Source organism: Afipia sp. GAS231 (genome assembly GCF_900103365.1).
In the GTDB taxonomy this organism is placed as follows: domain Bacteria; phylum Pseudomonadota; class Alphaproteobacteria; order Rhizobiales; family Xanthobacteraceae; genus Bradyrhizobium.
In genome coordinates this window covers 1,464,290-1,477,156 of the sequence record NZ_LT629703.1, presented here as the reverse complement: position 1 = coordinate 1,477,156, position 12,867 = coordinate 1,464,290, and the positions used below count along the sequence as shown (strand labels likewise).

The 12,867-nt window shown below is 59.7% G+C and carries 15 protein-coding genes; 12 read left to right on the top strand and 3 right to left on the bottom strand.

Going from position 1 to position 12,867, the window contains the following annotated elements:
• The first annotated feature begins 49 nt into the window (after positions 1–49).
• From BLS26_RS07080 to BLS26_RS07025, 12 genes are all read left to right on the top strand, one after another.
• Positions 50–514: an HlyD family efflux transporter periplasmic adaptor subunit gene (locus BLS26_RS07080; protein WP_172804562.1), complete on the top strand. Its 465-nt coding sequence runs from the start codon at positions 50–52 to the stop codon at positions 512–514.
• Positions 515–652: 138 nt separating this feature from the next.
• A complete protein-coding gene (trbB, locus tag BLS26_RS07075; protein ID WP_172804777.1) occupies positions 653–1,567 on the top strand; it encodes a P-type conjugative transfer ATPase TrbB in 915 nt (304 codons plus the stop codon).
• Between the two features lies 1 nt (position 1,568).
• The gene (locus BLS26_RS07070) at positions 1,569–1,895 is read left to right on the top strand and encodes a TrbC/VirB2 family protein (protein ID WP_092509648.1); all 327 of its coding nucleotides are present in this window, start codon (positions 1,569–1,571) and stop codon (positions 1,893–1,895) included.
• Positions 1,895–2,158 carry a VirB3 family type IV secretion system protein gene (locus tag BLS26_RS07065; RefSeq protein ID WP_092509647.1) on the top strand — a complete coding sequence of 88 codons (264 nt, stop codon included), beginning with the start codon at positions 1,895–1,897 and terminating at the stop codon, positions 2,156–2,158. Before BLS26_RS07070 ends, BLS26_RS07065 begins: the two co-directional genes overlap by 1 nt.
• An 11-nt stretch (positions 2,159–2,169) precedes the next feature.
• Positions 2,170–4,611: a conjugal transfer protein TrbE gene (gene trbE, locus BLS26_RS07060; RefSeq protein ID WP_092509645.1), complete on the top strand. Its 2,442-nt coding sequence runs from the start codon at positions 2,170–2,172 to the stop codon at positions 4,609–4,611.
• Positions 4,608–5,339 (top strand): P-type conjugative transfer protein TrbJ, encoded by a 732-nt coding sequence (gene trbJ / locus BLS26_RS07055; protein ID WP_092509643.1) that lies wholly within the window; start codon positions 4,608–4,610, stop codon positions 5,337–5,339. The genes trbE and trbJ overlap by 4 nt, the downstream gene beginning before the upstream one ends.
• Positions 5,339–5,710 (top strand): putative entry exclusion protein TrbK-alt, encoded by a 372-nt coding sequence (gene trbK-alt / locus BLS26_RS07050; RefSeq protein ID WP_092509641.1) that lies wholly within the window; start codon positions 5,339–5,341, stop codon positions 5,708–5,710. Before trbJ ends, trbK-alt begins: the two co-directional genes overlap by 1 nt.
• Complete coding sequence (gene trbL, locus BLS26_RS07045) at positions 5,707–6,936, top strand: P-type conjugative transfer protein TrbL (protein WP_092509639.1); 1,230 nt, start codon at positions 5,707–5,709, stop codon at positions 6,934–6,936. The genes trbK-alt and trbL overlap by 4 nt, the downstream gene beginning before the upstream one ends.
• 106 nt (positions 6,937–7,042) lie before the next feature.
• Positions 7,043–7,726, top strand: coding sequence for a conjugal transfer protein TrbF (gene trbF / locus BLS26_RS07040; RefSeq protein WP_092509637.1), 684 nt, complete (start codon positions 7,043–7,045; stop codon positions 7,724–7,726).
• Positions 7,723–8,748, top strand: coding sequence for a P-type conjugative transfer protein TrbG (trbG, locus tag BLS26_RS07035; RefSeq protein ID WP_172804561.1), 1,026 nt, complete (start codon positions 7,723–7,725; stop codon positions 8,746–8,748). Before trbF ends, trbG begins: the two co-directional genes overlap by 4 nt.
• Complete coding sequence (locus BLS26_RS07030) at positions 8,745–9,959, top strand: TrbI/VirB10 family protein (RefSeq protein WP_092509635.1); 1,215 nt, start codon at positions 8,745–8,747, stop codon at positions 9,957–9,959. The genes trbG and BLS26_RS07030 overlap by 4 nt, the downstream gene beginning before the upstream one ends.
• A gap of 1 nt (position 9,960) precedes the next feature.
• Positions 9,961–10,203 carry a DUF2274 domain-containing protein gene (locus BLS26_RS07025; RefSeq protein ID WP_092509633.1) on the top strand — a complete coding sequence of 81 codons (243 nt, stop codon included), beginning with the start codon at positions 9,961–9,963 and terminating at the stop codon, positions 10,201–10,203.
• Here the strand turns inward: BLS26_RS07025 and BLS26_RS07020 are convergent.
• The 3 genes from BLS26_RS07020 to BLS26_RS07010 all read right to left on the bottom strand — a co-directional run bounded on the left by BLS26_RS07020 (position 10,176) and on the right by BLS26_RS07010 (position 12,650).
• The gene (locus tag BLS26_RS07020) at positions 10,176–11,114 is read right to left on the bottom strand and encodes a LysR family transcriptional regulator (protein ID WP_092509631.1); all 939 of its coding nucleotides are present in this window, start codon (positions 11,112–11,114) and stop codon (positions 10,176–10,178) included. The genes BLS26_RS07025 and BLS26_RS07020 overlap by 28 nt on opposite strands.
• 89 nt (positions 11,115–11,203) lie before the next feature.
• Entirely contained in the window at positions 11,204–11,836 is a 633-nt protein-coding gene (locus BLS26_RS07015) for an acyl-homoserine-lactone synthase (RefSeq protein ID WP_092517732.1), read from the bottom strand.
• An 85-nt stretch (positions 11,837–11,921) separates the two neighbouring features.
• On the bottom strand, positions 11,922–12,650 hold the full coding sequence (locus BLS26_RS07010; protein WP_092509629.1) for a LuxR family transcriptional regulator: 729 nt from the start codon (positions 12,648–12,650) through the stop codon (positions 11,922–11,924).
• Between the last annotated feature and the right edge of the window lie 217 nt (positions 12,651–12,867).

The following is a 12,867-nucleotide window of genomic DNA, read 5'->3' as shown; positions in this document are numbered from 1 at the left end:
CGCTCGAGCAGCAGGTCGAGCAGACCAAGCTGGCTACGAACGCCAGGTCTTGAGCGGCTTGTCGGACGCGCGCGGTCAGGACCTCGTCAAGATTGAAAGAAAGTTGAGCGAGCAGATCCTGCGGTCGCCGATCGACGGAACGGTCCAACAGCTCGCAATACACACCGTCGGCGGCGTCGTCACCCCGGCGCAACAATTGGTGGTGGTGCCCGCCGACAGCAAGCTCGAAGCCGAGGCGATGATCTCGAATCGCGACATCGGGTTTGGGAGCGCGGGCCAGACCGCCGAGGTGACGATCGATACGTTCAATTTTGCGCGTTATGGCTTGCTGCAGGGCAGGGTCGTGAGCGTCTCTTCAGGATGCCATCGCATCACTCGACCGTTGTCTGCAAACAATGATGCTCGCCGAGAGAACTGCAGCGCATCCCGGAGCAAATTGATTCGATCGCGTGGACTTCAAACGTTAGCTCCCACAATCAGTCTTTCTTTTTCTACGCTGGACTGCGATCTCTGAAAGCGCTCGTTGCGCCAAGTCGACTGGTGGCCTTTCTATCATCCTCATCTGAGGACGTTGTTTGGACGTCCTCATTCGGTGGGGGCGGCGGTGGCAATCCATTCCTTTCAATCGGAGGCGAATTCGCGCGGTGCGCGAATGCTGCGTAGCGCACTTGGCACGGCGATTGCGGGCTACCTGGAAGACGATGCCATCATCGAGGTCATGCTCAATCCAGATGGACGGTTGTGGATTGATCGGCTGTCGAGTGGACTGGTTGATACCGGCGAAACATTATCAGCGGCGGACGGCGAGCGCATCGTTCGTCTTGTGGCACATCATGTAGGCGCAGAGGTGCATGCCGGCTCGCCACGCGTCTCTGCCGAACTACCTGGGTCCGGCGAGCGCTTCGAAGGGTTGTTACCTCCAGTCGTTGCGGCTCCTGCCTTCGCCATTCGCAAGCCTGCGGTCGCAGTCTTCACTCTTGACGACTATGTCGCCGCGGGAACGATGACATCGGATCAGGCCAGCGCCTTAAGTGCTGCTGTCGCCGCGCGGAAGAACATCCTCGTCGCTGGCGGCACGTCGACCGGCAAGACAACATTGACTAATGCGCTTCTGGCTGAGGTAGCAAAGACCTCCGATCGGGTCGTGCTGATCGAAGATACACGCGAACTTCAGTGTAAGGCACCCAATCTTGTCGCGCTGCGGACCAAGGACGGCGTAGCCACGCTATCGGACCTCGTTCGGTCCTCGTTGCGACTGCGCCCCGACCGTATCCCGATCGGCGAGGTTCGCGGCGCCGAAGCGCTCGACCTGCTCAAGGCTTGGGGCACCGGTCACCCCGGCGGCATCGGCACCATCCATGCCGGGACAGCGCTCGGTGCGCTACGGCGGCTCGAGCAGCTCATCCAAGAAGCCGTCATCACGGTTCCGCGCGCTCTGATCGCCGAGACCATTAACCTCATCGCCGTGCTTGCCGGTCGCGGTACCGATCGTCGCCTCGTCGAACTCGCCCTCGTGACGGGGCTTGGGTCCGCAGGCGACTACAGCCTTTCACCAGCAGGAGACTGATATGCGTCCGCAATTTCGTTTTCATCGAGATGCCGCATCGCTGAGCGCTTCCGGAACGTTTCTCTTGATGACCGCGCCAGCCTGGGCAGCTGGCTCGAACATGCCGTGGGAACAGCCACTCAATCAGATCCTGCAATCGGTTGAAGGTCCGGTCGCCAAGATCATCGCCGTCATCATCATCGTCGTTACCGGACTGACGCTAGCGTTCGGCGATTCGTCCGGTGGCTTCCGCAGGCTGATCCAAATCGTGTTTGGTCTGTCGATCGCGTTTGCGGCCTCGAGTTTCTTCCTGTCGTTCTTCTCCTTCGGCGGCGGCGTGGTGATCTGATGGACGGACCGGTCGCAGGTTTTGTCGTGCCCGTTCACCGCGCGCTCACCGAGCCCATCCTGATGGGCGGCGCGCCCCGGTCGGTTGCGATTGTCAACGGCACATTGGCGGCGGCCCTTGGACTTGGGCTGCGGTTGTGGATCGCGGGTCTTGTCCTCTGGTTCATCGGTCACATGGCCGCCGTTTGGGCCGCCAAACGCGATCCTGCCTTCGTCGATGTGGTGCGCCGACACCTGCGCATTCCCGGTCATCTCAACGTCTGAGGCTCTCGGTCATGATGAATCTCGCAGAATATCGCCATTCCAACGCTCGTCTTGCGGACTTCCTGCCTTGGGCGGCCCTGGTGGACGAGGGAATCATCCTGAACAAGGACGGTTCGTTCCAACGGACGGCAAAATTTCGGGGACCCGACCTCGACAGTGCGGTGCCGGCTGAACTTGTCGCCATCGCCGGTCGTCTGAACAACGCCTTGCGTCGCCTCGGATCAGGCTGGGCCGTATTCGTTGAGGCGCAGCGCCATTTTGCAGGTGCTTACCCTCCGAACACCTTTCCGGATGTCGCGTCCGCGCTGGTCGATGCCGAGCGCAGAGCACAATTCGAGGAGGCAGGTGCCCACTATGAGTCCAGCTATTTCCTGACCTTCCTCTATCTGCCACCGGAGGAGGGGGCCGCCAGGGCAGAGCGACTGCTCTATGAGGGGCGCGATCGAACCGTTGGAGCAGACGCTCGCGAGGTGCTGCGTGGGTTTATCGATCAAACCAACCGCGTGCTTCAACTCCTTGAAGGGTTCATGCCGGAATGCGGCTGGCTCGACGATCAGGACACGCTGACCTACCTGCACTCAACGATTTCGACAAAGCGTCATCGCGTTCGAGTGCCCGAAATTCCCATGTACATCGATGCGCTGTTGGCCGACCAGCCGCTTACCGGCGGGCTTGAGCCGATGTTGGGCTCAGCCAACGTGCGAGTTCTAACGATTGTGGGCTTCCCGGGCACGACGACCCCAGGAATTCTGGATGACTTGAATCGCCTTGCGTTTTCGTATCGTTGGTCGACCCGGGCGATTATGCTCGACAAGACCGATGCCACCAAGCTGCTGACCAAAATCCGCCGCCAGTGGTTCGCCAAGAGAAAATCGATTGGCGCCATTCTCAAGGAGGTCATGACCAACGAGGCGTCGACGCTGCTCGATACCGATGCCCACAACAAGGCGATCGATGCCGACGCCGCCCTGCAGGAACTGGGTTCGGATCAGATCGGACAAGCCTTTGTCACGGCAACTATCACGGTCTGGGACGGCGATCCCGGTGCGGCCGACGAAAAGCTGCGGCTGGTCGAGAAGGTCATTCAGGGCCGCGATTTCACCTGCATGATCGAGACGGTGAACGCCGTCGAAGCCTGGCTCGGCAGCCTGCCAGGACATGTCTATGCCAATGTGCGGCAGCCGCCGGTTTCGACCCTCAACCTCGCCCACATGATTCCAATGTCGGCCGTGTGGGCCGGCGAGGCGAGGGATCTGCACTTCAAGGGTCCGCCGCTCCTGTTCGGCAAGACCGAGGGTTCGACCCCGTTCCGATTCTCCCTCCACGTCGGCGATGTCGGCCATACCCTCGTGGTGGGGCCGACAGGTGCTGGCAAGTCGGTCCTGCTGGCCCTGATGGCGCTGCAGTTCCGCCGTTACCCGAACTCTCAGGTCTTTGCGTTCGATTTCGGTGGTTCGATCCGGGCGGCCGCGCTCGCCATGGGTGGCGACTGGCACGATCTCGGCGGTGCATTGTCTGACGGGGGCGAAAACCCCGTCGCCCTGCAACCGTTGGCCTGGATCGACGACGCTTCCGAGCGCGGATGGGCGACGGAATGGATCGGGGCGATCCTGGCGCGGGAAAAAATCGAGATCACCCCGGAGGTCAAGGATCATCTGTGGTCGGCGCTGACGTCTCTCGCTTCAGCGCCGATGCAGGAACGCACCCTGACGGGCCTGTCAGTTCTCCTGCAATCCAACTCCCTGAAACGCGCCTTGCAACCCTATTGCCTGGGCGGTCCCTCCGGCCGGCTGCTCGATGCCGAATTCGAGCGCCTTGGCGAGACCTCGGTCCAGGCGTTTGAGACCGAAGGATTGATCGGAACGAGCGCCGCGCCGTCCGTGCTGGCTTATCTCTTTCATCGCATCGGGGACCGTCTCGACGGCCGGCCCACGCTGCTTATTGTCGATGAAGGCTGGCTTGCTCTCGACGACGAGGATTTTGCCGGCCAACTCCGGGAGTGGCTCAAGACACTTCGGAAGAAGAATGCGTCCGTCATCTTCGCCACCCAATCGCTTTCAGACATCGACGGCTCCGCCATCGCGCCGGCGATCATCGAAAGCTGTCCGACGCGGCTGTTGTTGCCGAACGAGCGGGCGATCGAGCCGCAAATCACCGCGATCTACCGCCGCTTCGGCCTCAATGACCGCCAGATCGAGCTTCTGAGCCGAGCGACGCCGAAGCGTGACTATTATTGCCAGTCCCGCCGCGGCAACCGGATGTTCGAACTCGGCCTTGGCGAGGTTGCCCTCGCCTTTACGGCCGCCTCTTCCAAGACCGACCAGGCTGCCATCGAGCGGCTCCTAGCCGAACATGGACATGACGGCTTCGTGCCCGCCTGGCTCCAGCACCGTGGCGTCGCCTGGGCCACAGACCTGATCCCCAATCTCGGCAATCTGGAGAGATCGCTATGAGCCCTCTTAGCTCGTTGCTGGCTGCCGGCGCCGTCGCTGTCACGCTTGGCGTCACAGCGCCTACGCAGGCGCAGTGGATCGTCTTCGATCCCAACAACTACGTCCAAAACGTCCTGACCGCAGCGCGGGAGCTGCAGCAGATCAACAACCAGATCACTTCGTTGCAGAACGAGGCGCAGATGCTGATCAATCAGGCCAAGAATCTGGCAAACCTGCCGTACTCGTCGCTGCAGCAACTGCAAGCATCGATCCAACGGACACAGCAATTGCTGGCCCAGGCTCAGCGGATCGCCTACGACGTTCAGCAGATCGATCGCGCGTTCTCGACCAGCTATGCGCCGGCTACAGGCAGCCAGTCGAGCCAATTGCTGATTACAAACGCTCAATCGCGGTGGCAAAACTCTTATGCCGCAACGCAAGACGCGCTCCGGGTTCAAGCCGGCATCGTTGGCAACCTCGATACCAATCGCATCCAGACGTCCGCGCTTGTTACGTCAAGCCAAGGCGCCAGCGGCGCCTTGCAGGCAACGCAGGCTGGCAATCAGATTCTCGCGCTGAATGCGCAGCAGCTCGCCGACCTCACCGCTGTCGTGACGGCACAGGGCAGGGCGCAGAGCCTTGAAGCGGCGCAGCGCGCCGTGGCCCAAGACCAGGGCCGAGAACAGCTCCGACGGTTTCTGACGCCGGCACAGGGCTATCAATCCTCCAACGTACAGATGTTTCACTGATGGCTGATACAGGCCCATTCAAGGCGTTGTCGCTACTCACATCAATCGGGATACTGGTCGTCGCAGCCTGCACGATCCAGCTTCGTGGTGGAGAAAAAGCGTCTGCGCCGCCAAAAGCAGCGCAGGCCTCGGACGTTGACGGTTCCAATCTCGCCCGCTGCCGCACGGTCACTTCGGAGGATGCGGCAGATTATCAGCATTGCCAGAAAGTTTGGGCCGAAAACCGGCGTCGCTTCCTTGGCAGGAAGGATGGTGCCGCAGTTTCGGGCCACGCTAGTCCGGCCGCCGGCCTGACGCCCGCGCCAAAGGACGAGAGCCGAATGCCGCAAGGGTATCCATCCGTGGCGCTACCTGAAGCGAGCAGGCCATGACCGGTACCGGCATCATCGACCAGTTTCTGGAGACGTTTACCCGCTACATCGATAACGGTTTCGGGCTTTTGGGTAGTGACGTCGGATATCTCGCAACAACCCTTGCCGCGATCGACATCACGCTCGCCGCGCTGTTCTGGAGTTGGGGAACGGACGAAGACATCATCGCGCGCCTCGTCAAGAAGACGCTCTTTGTGGGCGTCTTTGCCTATCTCATCGGCAACTGGAACAATCTCGCGCGCATCGTATTCGAGAGTTTTGCCGGCCTTGGGCTGAAAGCGTCCGGCGCAAGCCTATCTGCATCCGATTTCCTGCGACCGGGAAAGGTCGCTCAAGTCGGACTCGACGCGGGCCGGCCGCTGCTCGACTCGATCTCGAACCTGATGGGCTACATCAGTTTCTTCGAAAATTTCGTCCAGATCGTCGTTCTCCTGTTCGCCTGGGTCGTGGTGCTGCTCGCCTTCTTCATTTTGGCGATCCAGATCTTCGTCACCCTGATTGAATTCAAACTGACGACGCTTGCTGGCTTCGTTCTCATTCCCTTTGGCTTGTTTGGCAAGACCGCCTTCGCCGCAGAGCGGGTCTTGGGCAACGTCATATCCTCCGGAATCAAGGTTTTGGTTCTGGCCGTCATCGTCGGCATCGGCTCGACCCTGTTCTCGCAGGTCACCTCTGGCTTCGGTGGCGACCAGCCGACCATCGAAGACGCGATGACGCTAGTCCTCGCGGCGCTCGCGTTGTTGGGCCTCGGTATCTTCGGTCCGGGAATCGCAAACGGCCTGGTCTCCGGCGGGCCGCAACTCGGCGCCGGCGCGGCCATCGGAACCGGCCTTGCCGCTGGCGGCGTCGTTGCAGCGGGCGCGGGCCTCGCTGCCGGTGGTGCTGGCCTTGCCGGTGGAACGCTCGCAGGCGCTGCGCGCGGTGGTGGGGCCATCTTGACCGGTGCGTCCGCAGCCTATCGAGGCGGCGGTCTTGCTGGCGCCGCTGAGGCCGGTGCCTCAGCCGTCATGAGCCCGTTACGTGGGGCGGCCGCCACATTGACCGGCAACGGGCAAGCGAGTGAACCGGCTGCGAGCGCTTCCGCGGATGGGCAACCGGATTGGGCACGGCGCATGAAACGTGCCGAGACCATTCGGCATGGCGCGTCGACAGCCGGCCACGCGGTCCGCTTCGGTGACCACGGCGGCAGCGGCTCCTCTGTCGATTTGTCCGAAGGAGAGCACTGATACGCAGCCACGCGCCGACTTAGCCACGTGCCGCGGGGAGCGACGTCTCAAATCATGAAACCGCAACGACTTCAAGCCGATCACTCGATGGAATGGGCAATCACCAATGTTCAGACGACCTTCCGTTCATTACGGGCGCATACCCGAACCTGTCACGCCCTACCAAAAGGCAGCGCAGGTTTGGGACGAGCGCATTGGATCCGCTCGCGTGCAGGCCAAAAATTGGCGCTTGATGGCCTTCGGCTGCCTCGTGCTATCGGCTGGCCTCGCCACCGGACTTGTCTGGCAATCGACACAAGGATCGATCACGCCCTGGGTAGTCGAAGTCGATCATCTCGGACAGGCCCAAAGGGTTGCGCCGGCCAGCATCGACTATCAGCCCACCGACGCTCAGATCGCCTACCATTTGGCGCGTTTTATCGAGGATGTCAGAGGCCTGCCGGCCGACGGCATCGTTCTGCGCCAGAATTGGCTTCGGGCCTATGACTTTACGACCGATCGCGGCGCGGCCGCGCTTAACGACTATGCACGTAGCAACGATCCGTTTGCCAAGCTGGGTAAAGCGCAGATCTCCGTCGATGTCTCGAGCGTCATCCGCGCTTCTTCAGAAAGCTTTCGGATCGCGTGGATCCAACGCATTTACGACAACGGCTCGTTGAGTTCGACCGAGCGCTGGACCGCGATTCTGACGATCGTCATCGAGACACCGCGCGATGCCGAACGGCTGCGCAAGAATCCCCTTGGCGTCTACGTCCGCGCCATCAACTGGTCGAAGGAGTTGGGTCAGTGACCAAGACGACGTCAGACGCTTACGCGAAGTCTTCCATTCCACATAGCAAGTTCAACGCTGGATTCGTGACATCGAAGCGAGCAGCCTTGTCCGCCCTACTGCTTTGTGCGGCGGCCGTCGGAGGTTGTACGACCTACATTCCACCGGAGATCAGCTATGACGCTGAAGTGCCTGCGTTGCCAGCGCCTCCAGTACCGGTCGACGACAGACAGCAGCCGCTTCACGTTCCTCCGCTTTGGAAACCAGTACTTGGCGGCAAGTCGGGAGGGAAGGAAGACGCCGAACCCGTGAGTCGGGTCGAGACAGCAAACAGTGCGGCGCGCGTCGAACCGCGCAAGCGGGGATACTTCAACGCGGCCCAGATCTACGCGTACAGCCCCGGGGCGCTCTACCAGGTTTACGCCGCACCTGGCCAGATCACGGATATTGCGCTGGAGGAGGGAGAGCAATTGACAGGATCGGGACCGATCGCGGCCGGCGACACAGTACGCTGGGTGGTTGGCGATACCGAGAGCGGGAATGGCGACACACGACGTGTCCACATCCTGGTGAAGCCGACCCGCGCGTCGATCGAAACCAACCTTGTCGTCAATACCGACCGGCGCACTTACCTGATCGAGCTCCGCTCCCGCGAACGCCCATATATGCCGTCCGTTGCCTGGTACTACCCGGAAACCGTTCGCGAGCGATCGCGAGCGGCCACGCTAAGACCTGTTCTTCCCGATCCGGCCCAGCGCGTCTTTCGTTACGCAATCGAAGGGGACAGCCCACCCTGGCGGCCGATTGCCGCGTATGATGATGGCCGCAAGGTCTATGTCGAATTCCCGCTAGGGATTGTCCAGGGCGAGATGCCGCCGCTCTTCGTCATCGGCCCCGACGGCAATACCCAACTCGTCAACTATCGCGCCTACGGCAATGTGTTGATCGTAGATCGGCTATTTGCAGCCGCAGAACTGCGGCTCGGTGGTGAGCACCAGCAGAAGGTCAGAATTGTCAGGACTGACGGGAGGCCGTCGTCATGAATACCCAGAACGGAAACGATCAAGAGCAGGCGATTCCGCCGCAAACACAGGATGAGCAGTCCAGGAACTTCCGATTAAGAGCAGAGCATCCGCGCGTGACACGGTTGTCGCGGAAGGTTCTGGCGGGAGGGAGCGCGGTTGCCTTGCTTGTCATCGGCGGAGCTGTGTTGTGGTCGCTGCAGAACAATCGCTCCCGAAACCAGGCGGCCGATGAACTGTACAGCACCGACCATCATAATGTTGCCGACGGCATCACGGCGCTGCCGAAGGACTACACAGATGTTCCACGCCAAGCCGTCCCGCAGCTTGGTCCACCACTCCCTGGAGACCTCGGTCGGCCGATCCTTGCCGCTCAGGGTCAGTCGCCGACGATCGGCGCCATAGCTCCAGATGCGGAACAGCAGCGCCGGGATCAGGAAACCGAAGCAGCCCGCCTAAGCCATTTGTTCGCTTCAACCAGTGGGAGAGAAGTGCATCCACCTGCTGCTGTGGCTCAGGGGGGCGACCGCAATGCTCCATCGATCCCGACTACCAATAGCGACGAAGGATCCGGGCCGAGTGGTCAGGACAGGAAGCTCGCCTTCGTCAACGCATCCGTGGATCGCCGTACAGTAAGCCCCGACCGGGTCACCAGGCCGGCTTCACCGTATATCGTGCAGGCTGGAACTGTCATTCCGGGCGCTCTGATCACCGGGATTCGATCGGACCTTCCAGGCCAGATCACCGCGCAGGTAACAGGAAACGTTTTCGATACGCCAACCGGGCGCCTTCTGCTCATCCCGCAAGGGGCGCGCTTGATCGGGGTCTATGACAGCCAGGTTGCGTTCGGTCAGTCACGCGTGTTGTTGGTCTGGACCCGCCTGATCATGCCGAACGGCCGTTCGATCGTTCTCGAGCGGCAGCCGGGTGCAGACGCGGCAGCATATGCCGGCCTCGAAGACGAAGTCGACAACCATTGGGGCGAATTGCTCAAAGCTGCTGCCCTGTCGACACTGCTTGCTGTCGGCACCGGCGCGGGCTCCGACACCAACAGCAACGACAGTGCCATTATCCAGGCTTTGCGGCACGGGGCAGGGGACTCGCTGAATCAAACCGGCCAGCAGGTTGTCCGTCGCAGCCTCAATATTCAGCCGACGCTGACCATCCGCCCGGGATTCTCGATGCGTGTGATCGTGAATCATGACCTCGTTCTCGAGCCATACAGAGGGTAAAATGACCAAGCTAAAGATTGGAGCACTTCCAGACGAAAGACCGGTAAAAATCAGTGTCGAATTGCCAGCTTCCGTGCATCGAGATCTACTTGCCTATGCGAAAGCAGTTGCAAGCGGATCCGGTCAACCCATTTGTGAACCGGGTAAGCTTATCGCGCCGATGGTCGCACGATTTATGGCTACTGATCGCGGCTTTGCAAAGCTCCGTCGCGTGGTTCAGTCGCAGGAGACCAGCAAAGGGTAGCGCTCAGTTAGGAGCTTGAGAAAGCTATCCAAGGCGGGATTGCCATTATCAGCGCGCCAATGCGCCGAAAAGGTAACGCGCGTCGGACCGGTTCGATCGCGCAATTCGCGATAGACCAACCCAGCGAGGCTTACGCCGATATCTGATTCCAGGACCAGGCTAATCCCGAGCTTCATGCTGACGAGACTCTTTATGATTCCGCGGCTGACGTCGTGTCGTTCGATCTGCGGTCGATCCGCACCAGAAGCAAGCTTTGATATCAATATATCTTCAAGCTCTTGTGGGGGATCATGCTGGCTTAGAAGGATCTTCTGGTCTCGCAAGGCAGTCCAACAGAAGGCAGTTTCCGCTGTTAGTGCGTGGTCTTCCGGCAGCGATACCAGGATGCGTTCGCTCCAAAGCGAGCGAACATTGCTGTCCGGCAGGAGCTTGTCACCAGTTACTATGAGAATGTCCGCGCTTCCATTGCGCAGCGCCGTTGCAAGACGCGTACGTGATTGCTCCACCGTCGCGAGTTCGATCGAAGGATTGCGGTGCTTGAATTCGGTCAGTGTCGCTCGCAGATTGCCGGTCGATATGGATGTGCAAAAGCCAATTGAAAGGCGGCCAGCGTCGCCCCGTCCATTCGATTGTGCTGTCGAAACAAGCACATCGACTTGCTCTAGAATTGCTTTGGCCATCCAGAGAACGCTTCGCCCAGCCGACGTTGGCGTTACCCCTCCACAAGAGCGCTCGAATACGGTGACGCCAATCCGATGCTCAAGAAGACGAATAGAGCGGCTCAGGATCGAGTGTCGCATGGACAGAACTTCGGCGGCTTGCCGAATGCTTCCATAATCTGCGGCCGCGACTGCAAACCGGAGCTGCTTCAAATCAATAGCGTGCATCCGGAGTATGCGTAGCTGGTCCATTCTCTCGTTCTCCGAGGCGGGCACATTGTGTCGCTCAGCAGACGCGCAATCTACCTAGAGCGACAGCAGGGTGCGTTGCGAGATTGACATTAGGCGACGGCGAGAACGACAGGTTCCCAAAGGACTGGTCCGGTGAACCCACCGGCGCTACGAATCGCCGCCAGGACCTCAGCGGAAATCTCGAGATATCCTGCAACGGCCATGGTGTTTCCAAGGCTGCGCGGGTTGCCTAAGCGTCGTAATGGCCAGCCGGCTCGGCGCAAGATTCGTTCCATTCGAGCGTCGGTTACTGTGACGATATCACTAAGTCGCCGCGAGAGGCCGAACTCGATCATACCAGCAAACAATTCATATGTTGCGCAAGCTATAGCGTGCTTCCCCTTAGGAGCATCCGCAGCCAAATCCAGCGCGAACCGACTGCTTTCCCATATGGAGCACGTGGACGGTGCACGTTGACCAGCTAGAAGTACCGGAAACGTTTCACTCAGCATGGTAGGTCCGACAGATGGAAGTAATCTAACGCAACCCTGTGGACGACCGTCTGTTGCTAGCTGCAAAAGATAAGCGGGATGGAGAGCGTCAAAACTATCGACTTCCATATCCCCACTGGTGTGCACGTCCCAGTCCAGCCTTTCTTTGAAAACCCGATAGCGGAGCCGGTGCATCGAGATAAGAGCTTCCGCAAATTCGCCATAGCATCGCTCAGTGATGAGCTGAATCATAATTTCCTCCATGCAGCGCACGTCATCCTTTGAAGCGCGCTTTATGATCGGAGGCATCACCCCTAGCTGCGGGGGCAGTCTCGCCTTAATTGTGCTCTTCTTGTTTTGCAGCCGAGAGTCGGGTTGCCGCTTGTACGATCGTACGTACCCCCAGCTTTTGCTTTGCATTATCAAGATAAGAAGCCACGGTGTGTCTTGAGATGCCAAGGATGCGTCCGATTTCCCAGGAACTTTTGCCCTGTGCAGCCCATTGGAGGCATTCACTCTCCCGAGGAGATAGAAGTATTCCGCCTATTTTAGGCTGGTCAGTAAGCTTACGGCGAACGTGAGCATGAAAATATATTGCCATAAGCTGAAGGACGCGTGCATGCGAGTTAATACAGGTTTCAAACGGCGCTTCTCGTTTGTTGGCGGCAAAGGTTAGTGCCGCAATCGGGCCACGTCCGTCATGAATCGGAACTGTGAAGCCAGTACGGATGCCAAACTGAGCAGCTTCATCCAAAAGCTGGTGATGCTTGGGCGAGTCGAACGGTGATCGCGATCCAATCCCCCACTGAAAAGGCTCTGGGGTTTGAAGTGCTTGCGCGATGACAGGGTCGATAAGCTCATACCGGCTCTTGAGGTAATGTGAGGTCCACTCCTCCGGGTATGTTGTTATCAAACGTGGTCTACCGCGCGATTGGCGGGGCAGCCCGAGATACGCAAAACAAGATAGATCGAGAGCTGCAGCTGTCACGGCCATTGCATCAGAAAATCCGGCCGAATCTTCAGCAGCCGACAAGAGATCAATGAACCTCTGAAAGATGCGATGCATTAGCGTCCGATCTCCCAAGGAGACTCACGTAGGTATGTTAGGTGAGACAATCCATGTAAGTTTGGGAAATGCGCTACATCGTGGAGTCCGGTACCGCGGCCGGTGACGCGATTTAAGTGGTTCGTCAGATTGGTTAGGCTCGGAGTGACTCGAAAGTTCGCTCGAAAAGGCCGGGATCTCGATTGAGATCCCGGCAAGTTCGGGAGGAACGCCTTAG